At 57.1% G+C, this 24,299-nt stretch carries 16 protein-coding genes, 1 other RNA gene and 1 pseudogene; 6 read left to right on the top strand and 12 right to left on the bottom strand.

The window, feature by feature from the left end:
• Positions 1 to 369: 369 nt before the first annotated feature.
• The 6 genes from QK296_RS05025 to QK296_RS05000 all read right to left on the bottom strand — a co-directional run bounded on the left by QK296_RS05025 (position 370) and on the right by QK296_RS05000 (position 7,176).
• A complete protein-coding gene (locus QK296_RS05025) occupies positions 370 to 2,130 on the bottom strand; it encodes a hypothetical protein (RefSeq protein ID WP_282390662.1) in 1,761 nt (586 codons plus the stop codon).
• The gene (locus tag QK296_RS05020; RefSeq protein ID WP_282390661.1) at positions 2,127 to 2,603 is read right to left on the bottom strand and encodes a hypothetical protein; all 477 of its coding nucleotides are present in this window, start codon (positions 2,601 to 2,603) and stop codon (positions 2,127 to 2,129) included. The genes QK296_RS05025 and QK296_RS05020 overlap by 4 nt, the downstream gene beginning before the upstream one ends.
• A complete protein-coding gene (locus tag QK296_RS05015; RefSeq protein ID WP_282390660.1) occupies positions 2,600 to 3,763 on the bottom strand; it encodes a dsDNA nuclease domain-containing protein in 1,164 nt (387 codons plus the stop codon). The genes QK296_RS05020 and QK296_RS05015 overlap by 4 nt, the downstream gene beginning before the upstream one ends.
• Before the next feature lie 684 nt (positions 3,764 to 4,447).
• On the bottom strand, positions 4,448 to 5,089 hold the full coding sequence (locus QK296_RS05010) for a hypothetical protein (protein ID WP_282390659.1): 642 nt from the start codon (positions 5,087 to 5,089) through the stop codon (positions 4,448 to 4,450).
• Positions 5,090 to 5,814: 725 nt separating this feature from the next.
• An RNA gene (ffs, locus tag QK296_RS05005) (signal recognition particle sRNA small type) lies at positions 5,815 to 5,911 on the bottom strand.
• 98 nt (positions 5,912 to 6,009) lie between these two features.
• Entirely contained in the window at positions 6,010 to 7,176 is a 1,167-nt protein-coding gene (locus QK296_RS05000; protein WP_057709744.1) for a putative zinc-binding metallopeptidase, read from the bottom strand.
• Between the two features lie 48 nt (positions 7,177 to 7,224).
• Here QK296_RS05000 and QK296_RS04995 point away from each other — a divergent pair.
• Positions 7,225 to 7,347, top strand: a pseudogene (locus QK296_RS04995) (outer membrane lipoprotein carrier protein LolA); the annotation flags it as partial.
• 14 nt (positions 7,348 to 7,361) lie between these two features.
• On the opposite strand, the gene ligA reads toward QK296_RS04995, so the two are convergent.
• The 4 genes from ligA to QK296_RS04975 all read right to left on the bottom strand — a co-directional run bounded on the left by ligA (position 7,362) and on the right by QK296_RS04975 (position 15,088).
• The gene (gene ligA, locus QK296_RS04990; RefSeq protein WP_003193237.1) at positions 7,362 to 9,728 is read right to left on the bottom strand and encodes an NAD-dependent DNA ligase LigA; all 2,367 of its coding nucleotides are present in this window, start codon (positions 9,726 to 9,728) and stop codon (positions 7,362 to 7,364) included.
• Positions 9,729 to 9,815: 87 nt separating this feature from the next.
• The gene (gene zipA / locus QK296_RS04985; protein WP_003193239.1) at positions 9,816 to 10,679 is read right to left on the bottom strand and encodes a cell division protein ZipA; all 864 of its coding nucleotides are present in this window, start codon (positions 10,677 to 10,679) and stop codon (positions 9,816 to 9,818) included.
• 258 nt (positions 10,680 to 10,937) lie between these two features.
• On the bottom strand, positions 10,938 to 14,426 hold the full coding sequence (gene smc, locus QK296_RS04980) for a chromosome segregation protein SMC (protein WP_003193241.1): 3,489 nt from the start codon (positions 14,424 to 14,426) through the stop codon (positions 10,938 to 10,940).
• 2 nt (positions 14,427 to 14,428) lie between these two features.
• Complete coding sequence (locus QK296_RS04975; protein ID WP_034136171.1) at positions 14,429 to 15,088, bottom strand: GntR family transcriptional regulator; 660 nt, start codon at positions 15,086 to 15,088, stop codon at positions 14,429 to 14,431.
• Between the two features lie 280 nt (positions 15,089 to 15,368).
• Between QK296_RS04975 and xdhA the strand changes: the two genes are divergently transcribed.
• The 4 genes from xdhA to guaD all read left to right on the top strand — a co-directional run bounded on the left by xdhA (position 15,369) and on the right by guaD (position 21,458).
• The gene (gene xdhA, locus QK296_RS04970) at positions 15,369 to 16,817 is read left to right on the top strand and encodes a xanthine dehydrogenase small subunit (protein ID WP_003193245.1); all 1,449 of its coding nucleotides are present in this window, start codon (positions 15,369 to 15,371) and stop codon (positions 16,815 to 16,817) included.
• Positions 16,810 to 19,236, top strand: a complete 2,427-nt coding sequence (xdhB, locus tag QK296_RS04965) for a xanthine dehydrogenase molybdopterin binding subunit (RefSeq protein WP_057709743.1) — start codon at positions 16,810 to 16,812, stop codon at positions 19,234 to 19,236. The genes xdhA and xdhB overlap by 8 nt, the downstream gene beginning before the upstream one ends.
• 65 nt (positions 19,237 to 19,301) lie before the next feature.
• Positions 19,302 to 20,141: a xanthine dehydrogenase accessory protein XdhC gene (xdhC, locus tag QK296_RS04960; RefSeq protein WP_003193248.1), complete on the top strand. Its 840-nt coding sequence runs from the start codon at positions 19,302 to 19,304 to the stop codon at positions 20,139 to 20,141.
• A 12-nt stretch (positions 20,142 to 20,153) separates the two neighbouring features.
• Entirely contained in the window at positions 20,154 to 21,458 is a 1,305-nt protein-coding gene (guaD, locus tag QK296_RS04955; RefSeq protein WP_057709741.1) for a guanine deaminase, read from the top strand.
• Between the two features lie 152 nt (positions 21,459 to 21,610).
• Here the strand turns inward: guaD and QK296_RS04950 are convergent, their stop codons facing one another.
• A complete protein-coding gene (locus tag QK296_RS04950) occupies positions 21,611 to 22,375 on the bottom strand; it encodes a GntR family transcriptional regulator (RefSeq protein WP_003193251.1) in 765 nt (254 codons plus the stop codon).
• 339 nt (positions 22,376 to 22,714) lie between these two features.
• Between QK296_RS04950 and QK296_RS04945 the strand changes: the two genes are divergently transcribed.
• Positions 22,715 to 23,905, top strand: coding sequence for a benzoate/H(+) symporter BenE family transporter (locus tag QK296_RS04945; RefSeq protein WP_003193253.1), 1,191 nt, complete (start codon positions 22,715 to 22,717; stop codon positions 23,903 to 23,905).
• Between the two features lie 37 nt (positions 23,906 to 23,942).
• Here QK296_RS04945 and QK296_RS04940 read toward each other — a convergent pair whose 3' ends face one another.
• Positions 23,943 to 24,287, bottom strand: coding sequence for a YggL family protein (locus QK296_RS04940; protein WP_003193255.1), 345 nt, complete (start codon positions 24,285 to 24,287; stop codon positions 23,943 to 23,945).
• Between the last annotated feature and the right edge of the window lie 12 nt (positions 24,288 to 24,299).

Below are 24,299 nucleotides of genomic sequence, written 5' to 3'. Positions count from 1 at the left end.
CTCTGAAGTCTCCAGCCTAGACGTCTCCAGTTATTTCTATTTTCCTAGAAATGCCTACTCCTACGTTCGCACGTAGCTATGCAGCTATGCAGCTATGCAGCTATGCAGCTATGCAGCTAAATCTTAAATTCTAGATCCCAGCATCATTTTCCCAATGGGTGAAAGCTCTGCCTCGACGCACCATTCCTCTAAACACGGGGCGGTACACAGTACCTACGGAGGTATACTTGAGCGAGGGGAAAATAACGTGACAATTTCCAACATCGAGCGGATAACGATTAAAACGAAATTGACCAGCCGCTGGCATGCACGACAGAATAGAGATAAAAAATAGGCACCTGACGCGCCTATTTTTATTATTAGACGTAATCAGTCAGATGAAGTTAAAAACATATTTTGCTCCTCACCTGGGTATTGAGGTATCCACTCCTTATCGAAAGCCCCAAGAGTGTGGTGATACTCAGTGCTAGAAAAAACAATTTGAAGCCCAAAATCAGAACCTAACGATTTTAAGCGATTGAAGTATCTATCCAAATCTTCGTTCGGAATTTCGTGTTGCTTAGGCGTATCCAATATCAAAAACTTGAATGGAAGGAAACCACGCCGAATCATTAACTCAATCAAAGCAGCATGGTACGCAAGAACAGCTCTAAACCTAGTACTACCTTTTAACTGCGAAACAGCTTCCACCCCCAAGACGGGAATGAAGTCATCTTTAAAAGTAATATCCTTACTAATATTAACCGTATGAATAGTATCAAGCCACTCCAGATACAACTCTCGCAACCCTGAGCGAACCTCTACCACAGAAACAGACCGGGTAGAATCTGAACCAAAAGACTGATAAAAATCAAGAGCCTGATCACGCCCATAGATTAATTTCATATAACTTTTTTCCAAAGCAGCAACCTTGTCAAGCTCATTTTTCTGAGTTTGAAGTTCAAAAATTCTTTCTTTTAGACTTGATATTGCCTCAACCACAGCAGAAATGTCACTCGACTTAACAACTTGATTTCTCTCATCAATAAGCGCACCGAGCTGCCGCTGTAGAACAAGATGCCTCTCCTCAGCCTGAGCAAGGCGAACACTATCAACCTCAGCATTACGTTCAAGATCTTTAATTTGATCCCGCAAATACAGTAGATTCTTACTATATGCCTCAGAGCTGGAAGAAAACAGCTGACAAGCAGCTGACTCACATATCTCACTGAACGACATAAATAAGCGCCGGGACTCCTCATTGAGAGTCAATGTGTCTATTTCAGTGTTGACCTCATGAGCAATTCTCGAAACCCCAGAAATACGTTTACTAAAAGCATCTATTTCAGTAAATGTTTCTCTAATTTCTGTTCGAAGCTGAGAAATCAACCGATCAAAAGCACTAACAGAATCATCTCGCCCAGCACCAGTAGACTTCAGTAATTCTATTTCTATATCTAGAGACTTAATCTGATCAACTAAGTCTGAGGCGGACAAGGAAATATGTTCAGTTGCAGACTTTGCAGAATCATAAAGTCTCCGCTGAAGCTGAACCTCTTTATCAAGAAAATCTAGCCTTTCTTTAGCAAGGATTTTGTCTTTTTTAGCCTCAAAAGAGTTCTTAACCGGAAGCCTAAACAACATCCTTAGCATTTCAGAAAATTGATCTTTAATGAATTTATCAGGAGGACAATATAACGCATTATAACCATCATCCTGATCCAAATAGAATAATGGCAAAACTGCAGCAAGATATGGCTGAGTAAGCTTATTACCGACACTAACCAGCTTACCTATGGACAGACCAACCAAGTCAAACATGAAGTCTGAATAGTCTTTCTCGTCATAGAACCGCTGAACAGAAATATTATCTCCAGTGATTTCAATATCAACACCTCGACTATATATACGTTTTATCCGAAGATATCCACGAGGGGTATTCACCACTAAGACAACATAACCGCAGCGCTCATAAATATCTTGGCGAAATACGCATGGGTAGCCTAAACAAAAAGCGATCGACTGAACAAGAGGCGTCTTACCGCAACCGTTCGGTCCAAAGAGCTGAGTAACCTTAGAGCCAAACATCAACAAATCTGATCGCCATCCAGACAACCCATTTCCAAAAATCTGCAAGCTGACTAAGTTCATTCCAATTCCAGATCAAGTTGACGAGCTACGCAAATGTTACGGTACGCACGCGCTGCATGAACAAGGCCGAGCGACAGGTCATCATTTCTGCCAAGGGCACGTTCAATAACTTTTTTCCCTAAATCTGTTATTTTTAGGCGACTTTTTAAGTTATCTACAACGATTAGATTGGCTAGTTCCAAAAAGCCGATAGCCTTAACTGTTCTAATTCTCAAATTGGCGGACCAGCCAATGTTCTGAGAGGAACCTTTGAATCCGGGCATGCTAGCCTCAATGCTCTCTCCGACCAACTGCCCTACCTCTGAGACCCTTGGCTTTCTTCGATCTTTAGCCATTAGCAAAACAATAAGCGCAATCAGTGGCAATTGAAACAACGCCTCATTATTGAGAAACCTTGCCGTGGAAAAATCAGAGCCAATATCCAGAACAATATTCGATTCCTTTACTGAAGAGAAGAAGTCCTCGAAATTCATACTTCCCCCTTTATCAACTCAGAGAAAAACGCCCCAAAGAGCAAATCCAAGTTCAAATCAAAGAGCAAGCCATCTTTTAATAATCTTGCCTCAAGATCTTTAACTGAACCTCTAATTGAATACAACACAAACTTACCACCAACATCTCTCACACCAATCAACGTCGAGCGAACAGCAGAAAAAATACACTCAAGATCAAAATCAATAATTACATGGCGATTTTTTCGCACCCACATATCCCAATCAGATTTACAGCGAGAGCAATACTCTATCTCGCTTAGCCCTGCACCGCCCTTTTTCAAATACCGCTGAATAATTGAAGCAGACTTTATGGCTTTGAGATCTCCTCCAGCCAGTATGGAGCGATAGGCTTCTTTAGAAATACTTAATATCCCCAAGAGGTCATCCACGGAAATACCAGCATTCTTTTCTATACTAGCAGCAGTCCAATCAGAAATAACACCTTCAGACTTAGACTGAACTAGCTCCATGAGCCGAAGCAAAATCTCATCAAACTCAACCCGCTCCAACTCTATTTCGCTAAACTTATAAATACTCTCCCTGGCCAAAGGTTCAAAATTATTATCTTTCTCTTTCAAATACTGCACGTCAGTTTCAAACTTTAACCTAGACACCCTTTCTTTAATCTGACTACTGGATAATCCCTGACCACCAAAGCACTCAATAAATCTTTCAACAATAACCTTAGAATATTTATTCGAAAATAAACCCGACTCAATATCCTCAAGAACATCATCGACATTATCATCGGTGTGAATATTAGTTTGAAAAACTACAGAATCGCAGTATCCTTCGAATACAACCGTATGCAGCAAAAGCTTCCCAACAAAACTGTCTTTTATTTTTGATGACTCATGTTCCTCAGATCTCTTAGCCGTTGACTTCAGCCCCATAACCTCGTTAATAGTCCAACTCTTGTTAAGTTTTGACTTAGTCTTAACCTGATAAAATGAATATAAATACCCATCTTCGGACTTTATTCTTAAAACAAAATCATCATGCAAATCACAGTATACTCGGTCAATTTTACCGCCCTCCAGAATCGAAAGCGCCGCCATTGCAGCGGAGCGAGCCTGAGCCCTATATCGACTGAAAGAATCCCGCCCGTTTTGTTCTCTTGCAGGTTTAGTCTCAAGCACTAAACTAACACTCCCACTGCCGCTTTTTATTCAAGAACATGACTGTGTAGTACGACTTATATAAATCGAAAAACTCAGATAAAAATGAAGTCGAGAAAGCAGTTCGATACGCACACGCCGTCCGCGGCCGATAACGGCAGGCCACAGACGTGAAAATTGAGCTACGGATTAGGAACGAAGATATTAGCCTTCGATAAAAAGCTGACGCATGTGCACACAGAGCCATCACTCCCCCTAACGCGAATCCTTGCATTGGCACATCGCCAGTAGAGGCAAAGCTAACGCGTGGTGAGAGTCACGTAAATAGGTAAAGCGACTTGATTGCCAGCTTTTTCTGGATAGCTGTGCTCCGGTGAGGTCGGCGGCCTGCTGAGAGCGGCGCTTTATGGTTCGCTGAGGTTCACTCTTTGACCACACTCAAGCGATTCGTAATGCTAGGTAAAGCGCTGCTCAAGACTGCCTAAAACAGCTCGGGAAGCTGCCACCGGTAGAGTTCGAGCGACGTTATTTTTCTTGAGGCAAGACGGCCTCAGGACAAGCCGGGGCTATTCACTCGATAGTTCTCATTTGCAGTCGATCAGCCTAGAAACCCTGCGGTTGTGTTAAGCAGCGCGCCCGTGGATATTTGCCGCCCTGCGCCCAGAACTTCTTCTGGGCGCAGGGTTCCCGCGATGGGAAATAAGATTACTTTTTGTCGGTAAGGGCGTTGATTGCCCTGATCTGAAACTTCTTAGGGTACAGAGGAGATTCGTAATACCTCCCCGTTTTCACTGCGGAGCTGATCAGGTCATCCATTGCCGCCTCAAGACCTGCATCGAGATACGCTGTCGAGTGCTCATTGGCCGCATATGGCAGATCAGGGTTCGACGTCAAGCAAGGTATAGACGGGTGGTTGATGTGCTCAAGATATGCGTAGAAAGCATCCTTGGAAATAACCAAGCCATACCGACGCCAAGCGTACTTCTTACCCCAGTAGTAACCAGCCTTGCCCTTGTGCGAAACACGCTGATCATTTTTCGCCACGTTCTCGTCAAGAATATCTGCCGAGAGCTGTTTTGCAGCAAGGTAACTCAATTTCTTGTTCACCGTATCGACCTTACCCAGCGCCGAGGTATCGATAACATTCCGCCCCAGAGGCGTTGTCTTGAAGCCGATGTTGTAGCGATCACCGTCTTTCAGCACCGGCGCGCTGTTGGCTTCAAATTCATACAGCGTATCGGTAGTCGACGGCGTGAACTGATGCAGGAACTTACCGTTACCCAACGGCGTAACTGTGTAATTGGTGACGATCACATCGTGGATTGTACGCAAATCTCTTGACTTCATAGCCCTAACTCCCTGGTCATTGAAAATGAGATATATGTCTGCCTTTCGGAATTTCAAGAGAGGCCAGTCGCAGAGTATCTGTTAGGCAGCATCTCCTGCAATAATTCAATGCGTTAAGGATATTCAGGAGTATGGGCATTGACCGAGCGCCAGCTGATAGACAACTACCAGCAGATCTAGTCTCGCTTCGATCATTTCATGATTGGTGCCATACATGGCAGCATGTGCATACCTTACTCAGACCAACCCATATGACAAGCTCGGCCTAAGTCTTTCAACGCTGTACCTCGCCAACTTATTGCCGCTGTCGTTGCCGCACTTTGTGACTTTTGAAATGGTGGCAGTGATCCCTTGGCGGATCAGGTCGCTGATGTTGTCTAGATGCTCGGGCTTGATGGAGAATCGAAGCCCCTGCTCTGCTTTCCTTGTCAGCATCAATCTACCCACAGCCCTCTCCTTGATTAGTGGCGCTCAGGAGAAATTAGCCGCATTCGGTTACTGCATGTCTACATTGCCGCCAAATGGCCGAAACATGCACAAAAGTGATAGGTAGTAGCGACTAACCGACGAAACCGCCAACTGGATGGCTACTATGGTATGAGTAAAATTAACAAGGTAGGATTGCCAGCACGGCGCACCACTTAGATGTGCCTAAACGCTGTCACACTTCGATATTTTTGACTGAGAAATCCTTGAGAATTCAAGGACTTGCGTTATGGAGGCAACCCCACCAGCCACACCCCGGCACACAATGTTCCCGCTGTGGCTGCTGCCTTCCGGCTCTGACCAGGTTCACGGGTAATCGTTGCGGGGGGACCGATGGGGTCACCATAACGACGCTGCCTCTCGGCAAGCCGCGCCATTGTACCCATCTCATCGGAAGTTACAACCGTTGGTTCCGGATTAAAAAATGAGAAGGCTCAAGCACTTGCCATAACCCCATCGGCCCTGCCGCCTTCTTCCTGGATGACCAGGTGAATAAAGTGCAGCTTGGCAATCACCGCAGGCGGCAGCACGAAGGGGTAGAAATCCGGCTGGCCCATGGCGCGGGACAGTTCGTTGAGCATGCCGGCCAGTTCGATCCAGGCATTGACGAAGGACAGGAATGCCGGGCCGCCAGGGTGTTGGGGGTCGTAGAGCGTGGTCAGGGGGAATGGCTGGTAATCCAGGTCCATCTCGCGGGCGCTCATGCCAAAGCCCAGGGCTGTGTCCACGGCGTCCATCATGTGCAGGTAGTGGGCCCAGGTTTCGGCCCAGTCTTCCCAGGGGTGCATGGTGGCGTAGGCGCTCACGCAGGTGAGTTGCCAGTCGGGGCGCGGGCCGTTCTGGTAGTGCCGGTCGAGGGCCTCGGCATAACTGGCGCGTTCGTCGCCGAACAGGTCGCGAAAAGGGCTAAGCCAGTGACCGTTGGCGATCAGGCGATCCCAGTAGTAATGGCCGACTTCATGGCGAAAATGGCCGAGCAAGGTGCGGTACGGCTCGCGCATCTGTACCCGGACTTTTTCGCGGTGGGCGTCATCGGCTTCCTTGATATCCAGGGTGATCAGCCCATTGGCGTGGCCGGTGGTGGGCGCGTTGCCTTCCAGGTCGATACCGATAAAGTCGAAGGCCAGGCCAGTCTCTTCGTCAACGCTCTTGGGCACCACTTGCAGGCCCAGGCTGATCAGTTGCGCCACCAGTCGGCGCTTGGCGGTTTCGACTTTGCGCCAGCGTTCGGGGTTTTCCGCAACGGAAAGATCAGGGATGGTGCGGTTCAGGCTACAGGCCACGCACAACGGCGCGGTGCTGTGGGCAGGAATCAACCAATTGCACGCAGCCGGTGAGTCGAGGTTGGCGCAGCGCCGGAAAGCGCCGGCATCGAGATTGTCGTCGGCCAGCCACGTACCGACCACCGGCCCAGGTTGCAGGGACGACAGGCGGCTTTGCTGCGGCTGGTAACCCAACGCCGCCTGACAGGCCAGGCATTGGCTGTTGCGAAAGAACAGCGACTGGCCACACCGGCATTGCCACACCTTGCTGTTGCGCGAGGTTTCGGCCATGAACGGAGCGGCGATGCGCGTGCTGAGTTGCTCGAAGTAGCGGAACATGGCGATCTCTCCCTGGGGTGACAGAGACTAGATCATTTCTCGTGAGAGATCGTTCAACTACTCCCTGTAGGAGCGAGCTTGCTCGCGAAGATCGTCAACGATAACGCGGGCTGCCTGGTTCACAGCGGCGCCCTCCGGTTCTTCGCGAGCAAGCTCGCTCCTACAGTGTGGAGAGATCGCTCCGTTCAGACGGTGATGTTGTGCTTGGCCAGGAAGGCGACGAAGGCTTCCTCGTCCAGTACTTTCAGGCCCAGTTCATTGGCCTTGGCCAATTTCGAACCGGCGCCCGGCCCGGCCACCACACAGTGGGTTTTCGCCGAAACCGAACCGGCCACCTTGGCCCCCAGGCTTTCGAGCTTGTCCTTGGCCACATCGCGGCTCATCAGCTCCAGGGAGCCGGTGAGTACCCAGGTGTGCCCGGCTTCAGGCAAACCTTCGACGAGCTTTTTCTCGCTCTGCCAATGCATGCCGAAGTCCTTGAGTTGCTGCTCGATGGCCAAGGCACGGTTGGCGTTGTCGGCATTGTCGAAAAACTCCCGTACAGCCTTGGCTTGCTTCTCGGGCAGCGCTTGGCGCATATCGAGCCAGTCAGCTTTGATTACGCCTTCCAGTGAACCGAACTTGTCCGCGAGCTTCTGCGCCGCGCCCGGGCCCACCGACGGCACATGCAGCTTGTCGAGCAAACCGCCCAAGGTGGTGCTGGCGGCGAATTCCGCGCTGAGCTCGCCCTGCTCCTGCAATTGCAGGCCACATTCGTCCGGCGACAACAGCGCGCCAATCACCTGCTGGTTGTGGCCGTCTTCAAAGAAGCTATGGATCTCATGGGCCACTTCCAGCCCGACATCCGGCAAGTACGTCAGCACCTCTGGCAACGCCTTTTGAACACGCTCCAGAGACGCCAGCGAGCGCGCCAGGACCTTGGCCGTCTCCTCGCCCACGTCGGGAATGCCCAAGGCGTAGATAAAGCGTGCCAGGGTCGGGGTCTTGCTGTTTTCGATGGCGCTGATCAGCTTCTTGCTGGAGATATCGGCAAAGCCTTCCAGGTCGATGATCTGTTCGTACTTGAGCTTGTAGAGATCGGCCGGCGAACCGATGAGCTTTTCATCCACCAGTTGCTCGATGGTCTTGTCGCCCAGGCCGTCGATGTCCATGGCCCGGCGCGAGACGAAATGAATGATTGCCTGCTTGAGCTGCGCGCCGCAGGCCAGGCGCCCGACGCAACGGTACACTGCGCCTTCGCTGACGGTTTCCTTGCCCTTGCTACGCTTGACCAGTTGCGTGCGCTCCACATGGGAACCGCACACCGGGCAATTCTGCGGGATCTGCACGGCGCGGGCGTTTTCCGGGCGGCGCTCAGTGACCACCGAGACCACCTGCGGAATCACATCACCGGCGCGGCGGATGATCACGGTGTCGCCGATCATCAGCCCCAGGCGTGCCACTTCGTCCATGTTGTGCAGGGTGGCATTGGACACGGTCACGCCAGCCACTTTGACCGGTTTGAGGCGCGCCACCGGCGTCACCGCACCGGTGCGGCCAACCTGGAATTCCACGTCGAGCAGCTCGGTGAGTTCTTCCATGGCCGGGAATTTGTGCGCGATCGCCCAGCGCGGCTCGCGGGCACGGAAGCCCAGTTCGCGCTGGTAGGCAATGCTGTTGACCTTGAACACCACGCCGTCGATTTCATAGCCCAGCGCATTGCGGCGCTCGCCGATGTCGCGGTAGTAGTCCAGGCACTCCTGGATGCCCTTGGCCAGCTTCAATTCGTGGCTGATCGGCATGCCCCACTGCTGCAACTGCTTGAGGTTGCCGATATGGGTGTCGCTGATATCCGCGGTCACTTGGCCGATGCCATAACAGCAGAATTCCAGCGGGCGACTGGCGGTGATCTTCGAGTCCAATTGGCGCAGGCTGCCTGCTGCGGCGTTGCGGGGGTTGGCGAAGGTCTTGCCGCCCACTTCCAGTTGCGAGGCGTTCAATCGCTCGAAACCGGCCTTGGACATGAACACTTCACCGCGCACTTCCAGGGTGGCCGGCCAGCCCGTGCCGTGCAGTTTCAGAGGGATATTGCGCACGGTGCGCACGTTGACGCTGATGTCCTCGCCGGTGGTGCCATCACCGCGGGTGGCACCGCGCACCAACTCGCCATTCTGGTACAGCAGGCTGACCGCCAGGCCGTCCAGCTTCGGCTCGCAGCTGTATTCCACCGCCGCGCCAGCGCCAAACAGATCGCCCACCGGCAGATCAAGACCCTCGGTGACCCGGCGATCAAACTCCAGCATGGTGGTTTCATCAAAGGCGTTGCCCAGGCTGAGCATCGGGATCTCGTGCTTGACCTGGGTGAACGCCGACAGCGCCGCACTGCCGACCCGCTGCGTTGGCGAATCACGCGTTACCAGTTCCGGGTGCTCGGCCTCCAGGGCCTTGAGCTCGTGGAACAGGCGGTCGTACTCGGCGTCCGGAATGCTCGGCTCGTCGAGGACGTGGTAGCGGTAGTTGTGCTGATCCAGTTCAGCGCGCAGTTCGAGGATGCGGGTATGGGCGGCGGTCATGGGTGTTCTCTCATAAAGCAAAAGAGCAGCCGAAGCTGCTCAATATGTTAGTGCACGGATTCTACAGACAACGCTTAAGATCGAACCTCAGCGTTTCTGTGTCAGGGCGCGACGCTCGAACTCGACGATGCGCTGACGGTAGTGTTCGATGGTCTGGGCGGTCAGCACGCTGCGTTGGTCGTCCTTGAGCTCGCCGTTGAGTTCCTGGGACAGCTTGCGGGCCGCGGCCACCATCACGTCGAACGCTTGTTTGGGGTGACGCGGGCCTGGCAGGCCAAGGAAGAAACTCACCGCCGGGGTGCTGAACAGGTCGATATCGTCCAGATCGAAGGTGCCCGGCTTGACCGCGTTGGCCATGGAGAACAGCACTTCGCCGTTACCGGCCATGCTTTCGTGACGATGGAAGATATCCATCTCGCCAAAACGCAGGCCGCTTTCGAGGATGTTCTGCAAGAGTGCCGGGCCTTTGAAACCGCCGGCGTCGCGGCAGATCACGCTGATCACCAGCACTTCTTCGGCCGCCGGCTGATCGTTCACCGATTGGCGTACCGCGCTCTTGCTGGACGTCTCATCCGGGAAATCATCATCGCGGCTGCTGAAGCTCGGCCCATCATCGACGTCGAGGTTCAGGTCGCCCTGATGCGGCTCGGCAACCGCCGCGCTACCGCGCTTGCCACGCTTGGACGACGGCTCACGGGCTTCACGCAGCGGCGCGCTCATCGACGGCAGGTCGTGCTCGTCCAGTTGCGGCTCTTTGTGGGTATCCAGCACACGGGGCGGCCCCAGCAGCTCAGCGGCGCCGTCGTCGTCAGGCAAGTTGGACAGGTTTCGGTCCAGACGGAACTTGAGCTTGCCCTTGCCACCGCGCATGCGGCGCCAGCCATCAAAAAGAATACCGGCAATGACAATAATGCCGATGACGATCAGCCACTCGCGCAGACCGATTTCCATGTAATCCCGTGCCTCTAATAAAAAATGCTGAAAAATAAGGGGTTTAGCACCGTGCAAACCGCTTTAAAACGTGGCGCCAACTCTATGTTCTGACTGACGTTTTGCCCACGCACACGAAAAATTGACATTAAACTAGCACGACCAAAGATAACTTTACACCGTCTGTCAAAATGCCTTGAACAAATATGTCCATTTGCCACTTTCCCCAGACCGGTAAATCGCCCTACGCCGCACTGTAAATTCTCTCTCCGGCATGGCTCAGGATTCCACCATCGCCATCGCCTCTTCCACATCCACCGCGACCAATCGCGAACATCCCGGTTCATGCATCGTCACGCCCATCAACTGGTCGGCCATTTCCATGGCGATCTTGTTGTGGGTGATATAGATGAACTGCACGGTCTGGGACATCTCTTTAACCAACCGAGCGTAGCGTCCAACGTTAGCGTCATCCAGCGGCGCGTCAACTTCGTCGAGCATGCAGAACGGCGCCGGGTTCAACTTGAAGATGGCAAATACCAGGGCCAATGCGGTCAGGGCTTTTTCGCCGCCGGACAACAAATGGATGGTGCTGTTCTTCTTGCCCGGAGGCCGCGCCATGATCGTTACCCCTGTATCGAGTAGATCTTCGCCCGTCAGTTCCAAGTAGGCGCTGCCACCACCGAAAACTTTTGGGAATAACGCCTGTAAACCGCCATTAATCTGATCAAAGGTATCTTTGAAGCGGTTACGGGTTTCCTTGTCGATCTTGCGGATCACGTTTTCCAACGTGTCCAGGGCTTCAACCAGATCGGCGTCCTGGGCATCCAGATAACGTTTACGCTCGGACTGCTGCTGGTACTCATCGATAGCGGCGAGGTTGATCGCGCCCAGGCGTTGAATACGTGCGGCAATCCGTTCAAGTTCTTCTTCGGCGTCTTTCTCGTTGGCCTGGGCGGTCAGGGTGTTGAGTACGCCGTGCAGGTCATAGCCGTCTTCCAGCAATTGGTCTTGCAAGGTCTTGCGCCGCACGCTGAGGGCTTGCCATTCCATGCGCTGTTGTTCGAGCTGGCCGCGGATCAACTGGGACTGCTGCTCGGCCATGGTGCGGCGCTTTTCGGCGTCGCGCAGTTCGCGGTCGGCGTCTTCCAGGGCGATCTGAGCGGTCTTGAGCTCCACGTCGACGGTCATGCGCTTGTCGAGCAATTCCTCAAGTTTGAGGCGCAGCTCTTCCAGCGGCGCCTCGCCCTCCTCCAGGTTGAGGCTCAGTTGCTCGCGCTTTTCGGTCAGGCGTTCGGACTGCATCTCCAGGCGCTCAAGAGCCTGGCGCGTGGAATCATGCTGGGCGCGCAACGAGCCCAGGCGTACGGCCAACTGATGGGCGTGGTCCTTGTGCTGCCGGGCTTCCTGGCGCACGCGGTCAAGGCGCTCACGCAGGCTGTCGCGCTGGGCCAACAGCAATTCGCGCTGTTCGGTGTCCAGGGCCATGCTGTCGAGGGCCTCCTGCAAGTGCAGGCGCGCTTCACCGATCTGTTCATGTTCCAGGGCGCGCTGTTCGCCCATTTCGGCCACTTCCTCGTCAAGACGGGTGCGGCGCAGGGTCAATTGCTCGACCTTGGCCCTGCTCGCAGACAACTGGGCCTTCAACTCGCCTTGCTGGCGCGCTTCGTCCTGCAACAGCCGACGCAGGTGTTCGCGGCCGGTTTCCTGCTGGCGCTGGGTAGCGCGCAGGGTTTGCAGTTCGGTTTCCAGGCTTTCCAGGGTGGCTTCGCGTTCTTCACGCTCGGCGCTCAGGTTGACGATTTCCTGGCCACGGGCCAATACACCACTTTCCGCTTCACTGGCGCGACGCACCCGCAGGAAGTGGCGGCCGACCCAATAGCCATCGCGGCTGATCAGGCTTTCGCCGGCCGCCAACTGCCCGCGTTGGGCCAGGGCTTGCTCAAGAGACTCCACCGGCCTGACCTGACCCAGCCAGGGCGACAGATCTATCGCCGCCTCGACCTTGTCCAGCAAGCTGCCCGGCACCCGCGCACCATCAGCCGCTGGGCTGAGCAGGCGCAGGTCACCCTGGGCAAAACCGGCCAGGTCGAAGCCGCCGAAATCATCCACCAGCACCGCTTGCAGATCGGCGCCCAGTACGGTTTCCACCGCCAACTCCCAGCCGGCTTCGACTTTCAAGCCTTCAGCCAGGCGCGGGCGCTCGGCCAAATGCTGGTCGCGCAGCCATTCGGCGGTGCCGGTGCCGGGGTCGAGCGCGGCTTGCTGCAAGGCCTCCAGCGAAGCCAACCGACCATTGAGGCGCTGCAAATCGCCTTGGGCCTGCTGCTGCGCCTGGGTCGCGGTGTGCAATTGCTGGCGCAGTTGCTCCAGGCGCTCCACTTGCTGTTCTTCGCTGGCCTCCAGCTCCTCCAGGGTCATTTCGCTTTCGGCCAGTTGCTCGCTCAACTGCATGATTGCCGCGTCTTCCGGGTCGGCAGCGAGCAGTACGCGCTCTTCCTGCAGCCGGCGCTGGCGCTCGGCCAGGCGTTCCATGCTGGTTTCCAACTGCTGGATGCGCGACTGCTGCACCTCGGCCTGGCGGCGTGGCTCGGCGGAACGCAGGTTGAAGGCGTCCCACTGCTCCTGCCAACCGTGCATGGTGGTTTCGGATTCTTCCAGGGCCGCGGCGGCTTCTTCGGCGGCGGCGCTGGTGATTTCCTGCTCGGGGGTGAGCATGTCCAGCTCTTCGCCCAGGGTCAGCAGCAAGGTGCGGTCATGGCCCAGGTGCGATTCGGTTTCCAGGCGCGCGCGCTCGGCTTCCTTCAAGTCATCCTGCAACTGGCGCAAACGCTGCTGGCCGTGCTGGATGCTCTGCTCGACCCGAGCAATGTCACCGCCCACCGAATAGAAGCGACCCTGCACCAGATTGAAGCGTTCGGACAACTCATGGTGGCCGTCACGCAGGCGTTCAATGCTGGCGTCGGCATTACGCTGCTCGGCCACCAGCGCTTCAAAGCTGACTTCCTGGGTGCCAATAATCGCTTCGCGCTGGCCCACCTGATCATTCAATGCCTGCCAGCGCAGGGCCGACAGTTGCGCCTTGAGCTGGCGCTCCTCGCCCTTGTATTCCTGATACTTCTCGGCGGCCTGGGCCTGGCGGTGCAGGCGTTCGAGCTGGCGCTCCAGCTCCTCGCGCAGGTCGGTGAGGCGGGCGAGGTTTTCGTGGGTGCGGCGGATACGGTTTTCAGTCTCGCGGCGGCGCTCCTTGTACTTGGAGATGCCGGCCGCTTCTTCGATAAAGTTACGCAGGTCTTCGGGCTTGGCTTCGATCAGCTTGGAGATCATGCCCTGCTCGATGATCGAGTAGCTGCGCGGGCCCAGGCCGGTGCCGAGGAAGATATCGGTGATATCGCGACGGCGACACTTGGTGCCGTTGAGGAAGTAACTGTTCTGACTGTCGCGCGTGACTTTACGGCGGATGGAAATCTCGGCGTAAGCCGCGTATTCGCCGATCAGGGTGCCGTCGGAGTTATCGAATACCAGCTCGATACTGGCCTGGCTCACCGGCTTGCGGCTGGTGGAGCCGTTGAAGATGACGTCGGTCATCGACTCGCCGCGCAGGTTTTTCGCCGAGCTCTCGCCCATCACCCAACGCACGGCGTCGATGATGTTCGACTTGCCGCAGCCATTGGGCCCTACCACCGCCGCCATGTTGCTGGGGAAGTTCACGGTGGTGGGGTCGACGAAGGATTTGAACCCCGCCAACTTGATGCACTTGAGCCGCACGCTTAGGCGTCCGCCAAGGCTGCGATGACCAGCGAACTGCTGCGCTGGCAATAGGCTGTGAGTACCAGGCGAATCTGCGCCAGGTCACGGGCCAGTACCGCGGCGAGCAATTGCGCGAACAGCGCCTGGAACTCGCTCATGGACGCCTTGCGCTGATCCAGGGCCAGGTAATAAGCGCGGTTCATCGCCGGCTGCAGGTTTTCGACGGTTTCCTGCAAATACGGGTTGTTGGCGAAGGGGTACGCGGCGCGCATCACGTTGAAGCTTTCTTCGACGAACGCGCGGATGTCCTCGCGCTCCAGGCTCAATTGAAGGCGTTGCTGGATCTGCAGAAACGGCGCCATGTCGGCCTGGGTCTGCCAGCCTTCGGCAACCGCATTGCCGAGCAGGATGTACATCTCGCCCATCAACGTACACAGGCTCTGCACCTTGTGCGCGGTGAGTTCGGTGACGTGGGCGCCACGGCGCGGCAGGATCGCGATCAGATGGCGGCGCTCAAGGATCAGCAAAGCTTCGCGCACGGAACCACGGCTGACGTTGAGCGCCAGCGTGACCTTCTGTTCCTGGATCCGCTCCCCAGGCTTGAGATCGCCGCGAATGATACGTTCGGCGAGGTGGTGAGCAATTTGCTCGGCGAGACTGTCCGGCGCCTTGAACGTCATGTTTTCCCTTCAAAATCTGCTATCGGTACAAGCGCGGCAGTGTAGCGCATTGGCCCGCTGATGGCGCTACGCCCACCGTGGCGAATTTGGCACGAAATAAGCAACGTTGAAAGCCTGTAAGCCGCCAAAAACGCCGGTTCCAGAAGACTGGACCATAATTGAAAGTGTTGCGACCGCATTTTCTTGACCCTTAGGTCAGAAAACAATTGACCGAAAAGTCAGACATGACTAGATTCGGCGCAAAGCGGTTAACAACAATAATGAGTCTGCGAGGCCTTCCGTGATCCAGTTTTTACTTAACCAGGAACTCCGTAGCGAGCACGCCCTGGACCCCAACCTGACCGTGCTCAATTATCTGCGCGAGCATGTGGGCAAACCCGGTACCAAGGAAGGCTGCGCCAGCGGCGACTGTGGCGCGTGCACCGTGGTGGTCGGCGAGTTGCACACCGACGAGCAAGGCGCCGAGCAGATTCGTTATCGCAGCCTCAATTCCTGCCTGACGTTCGTGTCGTCACTGCACGGCAAACAACTGATCAGCGTCGAAGACCTCAAGCACCAGGGCCAACTGCACAGCGTGCAACAGGCCATGGTCGAGTGCCACGGTTCGCAGTGCGGCTTTTGCACCCCAGGTTTTGTGATGTCGCTGTTTGCCCTGCAAAAAAACAGCGACGCCCCCGACAGCCAGAAAGCCCATGAAGCCCTGGCCGGCAACCTGTGCCGCTGCACCGGTTATCGCCCGATCCTCGCCGCTGCCGAACAGGCCTGCTGCAACAAACCCCAGGATCAATTCGACAGCCGCCAGGCTGAAACCATCGCCCGCCTCAAGGCCATCGCGCCGACCCAGACCGGTGAACTCAACAGCGGTGACAAGCGCTGCCTGGTGCCGCTGACCGTCGCCGACCTGGCCGACCTCTATGACGCCTACCCGCAGGCCCGCCTGCTGGCCGGTGGCACTGACCTGGCGCTGGAAGTCACCCAGTTCCACCGCACCCTGCCGGTGATGATCTACGTGGGCAACATTGAAGCCATGAAACGCATCGAGCAGTTCGACGACCGCCTGGAAATCGGCGCAGCCACCGCCCTCTCCGACTGCTACGCCGCGCTGCACCACGAATACCCGGACTTCGGCGAACTGCTGCACCGCTTCGCCTCCCTGCAAATTCGCAACCAGGGCACCCTGGGCGGCAATATCGGCAACGCTTCGCCCATTGGTGATTCGCCGCCGCTGCTGATTGCCCTGGGCGCACAGATCGTACTGTGCAAGGGCAACACCCGCCGTACCCTGGCGCTGGAAGACTACTTCATCGACTACCGCGTCACCGCCCGCCAGGACAGTGAGTTCATCGAGACTATCATCGTGCCCAAGGGCCACACGCTGTTTCGGGCCTACAAGGTGTCAAAGCGCCTGGACGATGATATTTCCGCCGTGTGCGCGGCGTTCAACCTGAAGATCGACAACGGTGTGATCAGCGCGGCTCGCGTTGCCTTCGGAGGCATGGCCGCCACACCAAAACGCGCAAAAAATTGCGAGGCCGCGTTGTTGGGCGCCATCTGGAACTTGGCCACGGTCGAGAAAGCCTGCGCCGCCCTGGCACAGGACTTCACTCCACTGTCGGACTTTCGCGCCAGCAAGGAATACCGCCTGCTCAGCGCGCAGAACCTGCTGCGCAAATACTTCATCGAACTGCAAACGCCGCACATCGAGACTCGGGTGACCGCTTATGTCTAACCATCACGCCGTGGTAAAAACCCAGGCCGAACTTGCCGCACTGTTTGCCCAGGACCTCACCACCGGGGTGGGGCGCAGCGTCAAGCATGACAGCGCCGCCAAGCACGTCAGCGGTGAAGCGCAGTACATCGATGACCGCCTGGAATTCCCCAACCAGTTGCACCTGTATGCGCGCATGTCCGACCGTGCCCACGCCCGCATCATCAGCATCGATACCGCGCCCTGCTATGCCTTCGACGGCGTACGCATAGTCATCACCCATGAAGACGTACCGGGCCTGAAAGACATCGGCCCGTTGATGCCCGGCGACCCACTGCTGGCCATCGACACCGTGCAGTTCGTCGGCCAGGTGGTGCTGGCCGTGGCCGCCCGCGACCTGGAGACCGCACGCAAGGCGGCAATGGCGGCGGTGATCGAATATGAAGACCTGGAGCCAGTGCTGGATGTGGTCGAGGCGTTTCGCAACAAGCACTTCGTGCTCGACAGCCACACTCACCAGCGCGGCGATTCGGCCGCTGCGCTGGCAAGTGCCAAGCACCGTATTCAGGGCACCTTGCATATCGGTGGCCAGGAACACTTCTATCTGGAAACCCAGATTTCTTCGGTGATGCCCACCGAAGATGGCGGCATGATCGTCTATTGCTCCACGCAAAACCCCACCGAAGTGCAGAAGCTGGTGGCGGAGGTGCTGGATGTGTCGATGAACAAGATTGTGGTGGACATGCGCCGCATGGGCGGTGGCTTTGGCGGCAAGGAAACCCAGGCCGCCAGCCCGGCGTGCCTGTGCGCCGTGGTGGCGCGCCTCACCGGCCAGCCGACCAAGATGCGCCTGCCACGGGTCGAAGACATGCTGATGACCGGCAAGCGCCACCCCTTCTATATCGAATACGACGTGGGCTTTGACGACAACGGCCGCCTGCACGGCATCAACCTGGAGCTGGCGGGTAACTGCGGCTGTTCGCCGGACCTGTCCAACTCGATTGTCGACCGCGCGATGTTCCACGCCGACAACTCGTATTACCTGGGCGACGCCACGGTCAACGGCCATCGCTGCAAGACCAATACCGCCTCCAACACCGCCTATCGCGGCTTCGGCGGCCCCCAGGGCATGGTCGCCATCGAAGAGGTGATGGACGCCATCGCGCGCCATCTGGGCCAAGACCCGCTGGCCGTGCGCAAGGCCAACTACTACGGCAAGACCGAGCGCAACGTCACCCACTACTATCAGACCGTCGAGCACAACATGCTCGAAGAAATGACCGCCGAGTTGGAAGCCAGCAGCCAATATGCCGAGCGCCGCGAAGCGATCCGCCTGTACAACGCCCACAGCCCGATCCTGAAAAAGGGCTTGGCGCTGACCCCGGTGAAATTCGGTATTTCGTTCACCGCCAGCTTCCTCAACCAGGCTGGCGCACTGATCCATATCTACACCGACGGCAGCATCCACCTGAACCACGGCGGCACCGAGATGGGCCAGGGCTTGAATACCAAGGTTGCGCAAGTCGTGGCCGAAGTGTTCCAAGTAGACATCGACCGCGTCCAGATCACCGCCACCAACACCGACAAGGTGCCCAACACCTCCCCCACCGCTGCCTCCAGCGGCGCCGACCTGAACGGCAAGGCCGCGCAGAATGCGGCCGAAACCATCAAGCAGCGCCTGGTGGAATTTGCGGCGCGCAAGTACGACGTGAGCGAGGCGGACGTGGAGTTTCGCAACGGCCATGTGCGCGTGCGCGAACAGATCCTCAGCTTCGAGGCGTTGATCCAGCAGGCGTATTTCGCCCAGGTATCGCTCTCCAGCACAGGTTTCTACAAAACCCCGAAAATCTTCTACGACCGCAGCCAGTCACGCGGGCGGCCGTTCTACTACTACGCGTTCGGGGCGGCCTGCTGCGAAGTGATCGTCGACACCCTGACCGGCGAATACAAAATGCTGCGCACCGACATCCTGCATGACGTGGGTGCCTCGCTGAATCCGGCCATCGACATCGGCCAGGTGGAAGGCGGCTTCATCCAGGGAATGGGCTGGCTGACCATGGAAGAGCTGGTGTGGAACAACAAGGGCAAGCTGATGACCAACGGCCCGGCCAGCTACAAGATCCCGGCGGTGGCCGACATGCCGCTGGACCTGCGGGTGAAGCTGGTAGAGAACCGCAAGAACCCGGAAGACACGGTGTTCCATTCCAAGGCTGTGGGCGAACCGCCGTTCATGCTCGGGATTGCTTCGTGGTGTGCGATCAAGGATGCAGTGGCGAGCCTCGGTGATTATCGCCATCAGCCCAAAATTGATGCGCCGGCCACGCCCGAGCGGGTGTTGTGGGGCTGTGAGCAGATGCGGCAGTTGCAGGCGCTAAAGGCTGTTGATCGTTCCCACGCTCCGCGTGGGAATGCCGCCCTGGACGCTGTGCGTCCGCTCTAGTGACGCTGAGCGTCACGGTATGCATTCCCACGCGGAGCGTGGGAACGATCTGACTGGAGGTAGACATGGACAACTGGATCAGCGCCCTCGCCACCCTGCAAAACCAGGGCGAACCCTGCGTGCTCGTCACCATCATCGAAGAACTCGGCTCCACCCCGCGCAACGCCGGTTCCAAGATGGTCATCAGCGCCGCGCACACCTTCGACACCATCGGCGGCGGGCACCTGGAATACAAGGCGATGCAGATCGCCCGGGACATGTTGGTGCGCGGCCAGCAGAACACTCACCTGGAGCGCTTCAGCCTCGGCGCCAGCCTGGGCCAATGCTGCGGCGGCGTGACCGTGCTGCTGTTCGAGCCCATGGGCCAGGCGCAGGCGCACATCGCTGTATTTGGCGCCGGCCATGTCGGCCGTGCGTTGGTGCCATTGCTGGCAAGCCTGCCCTGCCGGGTGCGCTGGATCGATTCCCGCGAGCAGGAATTCCCGCAGCACATTCCCCAAGGCGTGCGTAAAATCGTCAGCGAAGAGCCGGTCGACGAAATTGCCGACTTGCCAGCAGGCAGTTACTGCATCGTCATGACCCACAACCACGCGCTGGACCTGGAACTGACCGCCGCCCTGCTCAAGCGCAACGACTTCGCCTACTTCGGCCTGATCGGCTCGAAAACCAAGCGGGTCAAATTCGAACACCGCCTGCGTGACCGTGGCTTTGATGCCACGCAGTTACAGCGCATGCGCTGCCCCATGGGCCTCCCCGAGGTCAAGGGCAAGCTACCGGTGGAGATCGCCATCTCCATCGCCGGCGAAATCATCGCCACCTATAACGCCAATTTCGGCCAGCACCTTGCCGGCGCCGAACCTATTGCCAAACTGCTGCCGGCTTCGCGCCGCAGCCACGCTATCTAAATTGAGACGATCATGCCTTTGACTCGCAAAGCCTACCGTGCCGCCATCCTGCACAGCATCGCCGACCCTGCCGTTGTTGGGATCGATGCCTCCTACGAATATTTCGAGGACGGCCTGCTGGTGATCGACAACGGCCAGATCAGCGCCCTTGGTCACGCCAGCGACCTGCTGCCGAGCCTGCCCGCCGATATTGACATCACCCATTACCAGGACGCGCTGATCACCCCTGGCTTGATCGACACCCATATCCACCTGCCGCAAACCGGTATGGTCGGCGCCTATGGCGAACAGTTGCTGGACTGGCTCAACACCTACACCTTCCCCTGTGAAAGCCAGTTTGCCGACAAGGCTCACGCCGAAGAAGTCGCCGATATCTTCATCAAGGAACTGCTGCGCAACGGCACCACCACCGCGCTGGTGTTCGGCAGCGTGCACCCGCAATCGGTGAATGCATTCTTTGAAGCGGCCGAGAAACTCGACCTGCGCATGATCGCCGGCAAGGTGATGATGGACCGCAACGCACCGGACTACCTGACCGACACCGCCGAATCCAGCTACCAGCAAAGCAAGGCGCTGATCGAGCGCTGGCACGGCAAGGGGCGCCTGCACTATGCGGTGACGCCACGCTTCGCGCCTACGAGCACGCCGGAGCAACTGACGCTGGCCGGTCAGTTACTGGGCGAATACCCAGACCTGTACATGCAGACCCACATCAGCGAGAACAAGCAGGAAATCGAGTGGGTCAATGAGCTGTTCCCGGAGCGCAACGGCTATCTGGATGTCTACGACCATTACAAGCTGCTCGGCGAGCGCTCGGTGTTTGCCCACGGCGTACACCTGTGTGACGACGAATGCGCACGGCTGGCAGAGACCGGCTCGGCAGTCGCGTTCTGCCCGACCTCGAACCTCTTCCTCGGCAGTGGTCTGTTCAACCTGCCGATGGCCGAGAAACACAACTTGAACGTGGGCCTGGGCACCGACGTGGGTGGCGGCACCAGCTTCTCGCTGCTGCAAACCCTGAACGAAGCCTACAAGGTCATGCAACTGCAAGGTGCGCGGTTGAGCCCGTTCAAGTCGCTGTACCTGGCGACCCTGGGCGGCGCGCGGGCGCTGCGCCTGGAAGACAAGATCGGCACGTTGCAGCCAGGTACCGATGCAGACTTCCTGGTGTTGGATTACAACGCCACGCCGCTGCTGAGCTATCGCCTGAAACAGGCCAATAACATTGCCGAGACGTTGTTTGTGCTGATGACGCTGGGGGATGATCGGACGGTACTGCAGACCTATGCAGCCGGCCAGCTCGTGCACCAGCGCTGATTCAAGCTACACACAACCCATGTGGGAGCTGGCTTGTGTGGGAGCTGGCTTGCCTGCGATAGCATCACCGCGGTGTAACTGATACACCGCGGCGCCTGCATCGCGGGCAAGCCCGGCTCCCACAAAAGCCCTGCTCCCACATTTGATTGGGTTTACAACTTTACAGACGAGCGCCCAGGTTTTTTAGTCTGTAAAAGATGCGAAAACACCGCATGCAAATCATCCGACGCGCTCTCTTCATCGAGGTTGAGCTTGCTGTCGATGTGATCCATGTGATGCATCATCAAGTTCACCGCCAACGTCGCATCCCGTGCTTCGATCGCGTCGATCAACTGGGTATGTTCATCGTAGGAACAGTGCGAGCGGTTGCCGCTTTCGTACTGGGCGATGATCAATGACGTCTGCGACACCAGGCTGCGCTGGAAGCTGATCAGCGGCGCGTTCTTCGCGGCTTCGGCCAGCTTCAAGTGAAATTCGCCGGAGAGACGGATACCGGCGCCACGGTCACCACGGGAGAAGCTGTCGCGCTCGTCGTTGACCATCTGGCGCAACTCGGCCAACTGCTCGGTCGTGGCGTGCTGCACCGCCAATTCTGTGATCGCCCGCTCCACCAAGCGCCGGGCCATGAACACCTGGCGTGCTTCTTCGACGCTTGGGCTGGCAACCACCGCACCGCGATTGGGCCGCAGCAGTACCACGCTTTCATGGGCCAGGCGCGACAGCGCGCGGCGAATGATGGTGCGGCTCACGCCGAAGATCTCGCCCAGTGCCTCTTCACTCAATTTGGTTCCGGGCGCCAGGCGTTGTTCAAGGATCGCCTCGAAGATATGCGCATAGACGATATCGTCCTGGGTTCCGCTGCGACCGGCCTTGCCGGCTCGCGGTTGTTTCTTGAGAGGTTGCAACTGTTCGTTCATGGGCACTCGGGTTTGAGAACGGCGAATTAACGGTAATACGGCAACAGCGTGTCGCTGGCAAGTATCACCTAAAAACAGCGCACATTGTACACAACCCACTGTGCCAACACACTGTACGGCTGTTTGCGGGCTCGGCTGTATTGCAATGACTGGTTACGTTTGAGTTTAGGCTTGAATCCACGATTTCCCATGAACGACATCCCACTGTAGGAGCGAGCTTGCTCGCGAAGAACCCAAGGGCGCCGCGTTTAATCTGATTGCCCGCGTTATCGTTGGCGATTTTCGCGAGCAAGCTCGTTCCTACAGCGTGCGGAGTCAGGTAAAAAGGAACACCTCTCCATGACCGACGCCACCCAAGCGCCCTTGCGCCCACTGGCCGACACTTCTGCGTCGGCCGTCGTCGCCGGCTTTATCGCCATGATGACCGGCTACACCAGCTCCCTGGTGCTGATGTTCCAGGCCGGCCAAGCCGCCGGCTTGACCACCGCGCAGATTTCTTCATGGATCTGGGCGATTTCCATCGGCATGGCGGTGTGCAGCATCGGCCTGTCCCTGCGCTATCGCACACCGATCACCATCGCCTGGTCCACCCCTGGCGCGGCGCTGTTGATCACAAGCCTGGGCGGCGTGAGTTATGGCGAGGCCATCGGTGCCTACATCACCTGTGCGGTACTGGTGACGGTCTGCGGGTTGACCGGCAGCTTTGAGAAACTGGTCAAGCGGATTCCGGCCTCACTGGCGGCGGCGCTGCTGGCGGGGATTCTGTTCAAGATCGGCAGCGAAATTTTCGTCGCCGCCCAGCACCGTACCGGGCTGGTGCTGGGGATGTTCTTCACCTACCTGATCATCAAGCGCCTGTCGCCGCGCTATGCCGTGCTGGCCGCCTTGCTCATCGGCACCGCCTTGTCAGGGCTGATGGGGTTGTTGGATTTCAGCGGCTTTCATCTGGAGGTGGCGACGCCTGTTTGGACGACGCCGCACTTCTCGCTGGCGGCGACCATCAGCATCGGCATTCCGCTGTTCGTGGTGGCCATGACCTCGCAGAACATGCCCGGCGTAGCCGTACTGCGCGCCGACGGCTATACCGTGCCGGCTTCGCCATTGATCACCACCACCGGCCTGGCGTCGTTGGTGCTGGCACCGTTCGGCTCCCACGGCATCAACCTGGCGGCGATCAGTGCCGCGATCTGCACCGGCCCCCACGCCCATGAAGACCGCAACAAGCGCTACACCGCGGCGGTGTGGTGCGGGGTGTTCTATGGAATTGCCGGGGTATTCGGCGCCACGCTGGCGGCACTCTTCGCGGCGCTGCCCAAGGAGTTGGTGCTGTCGATTGCGGCGTTGGCGTTGTTTGGCTCGATCATCAATGGCTTGAGCATCGCCATGAATGAGCCGAAGGAACGGGAAGCGGCGCTGATCACCTTTATGGTCACCGCGTCAGGCTTGACGTTGTTTTCCATCGGGTCGGCGTTCTGGGGGATTGTGGCGGGGGTGTTGACGCTGCTGATTCTGAATTGGCGCAAGGCATAAAAAAACGGCGACCCTCAGGTCGCCGTTTTTTTCAGTATCACTTAGCCGCGTTGATCGGCTTTTCTGGATACCACACGTCCAGCAACGGGCTGACTTCAGCCTTGGTCAGCTCGGAACGGGTTTTGAGCCAGGCTTCGACCGCAGCACGCTGCTCTTCGGAGACCGAGCCACGCTTCTGCAGGCAAACCAGACCGTAGTCATCGCCGCCGACATAGCCCAGGCCGTTGGCTTCCATGGCTTCTTTGATGAATGCTTCGAGGAAAGCGTCGATAGCTTCTTCACTCAGGCCTTCGTTGAAGTCCAGGTTCAGTTCGAAACCCAGCTCTTGAAATTCATCAACGCACAGTTTTTTGCGCAGACGCTGGGAACGGTTAGTCGCCATTGGAACAATCCT

Origin of the sequence: Pseudomonas sp. AL10 (assembly GCF_029960685.1) — a bacterium.
Taxonomy (GTDB): Bacteria; Pseudomonadota; Gammaproteobacteria; order Pseudomonadales; family Pseudomonadaceae; genus Aquipseudomonas; species Aquipseudomonas lactis.
Note: the sequence above shows the minus strand (reverse complement) of the source record. Positions and strands in the feature narration are given on the sequence as shown.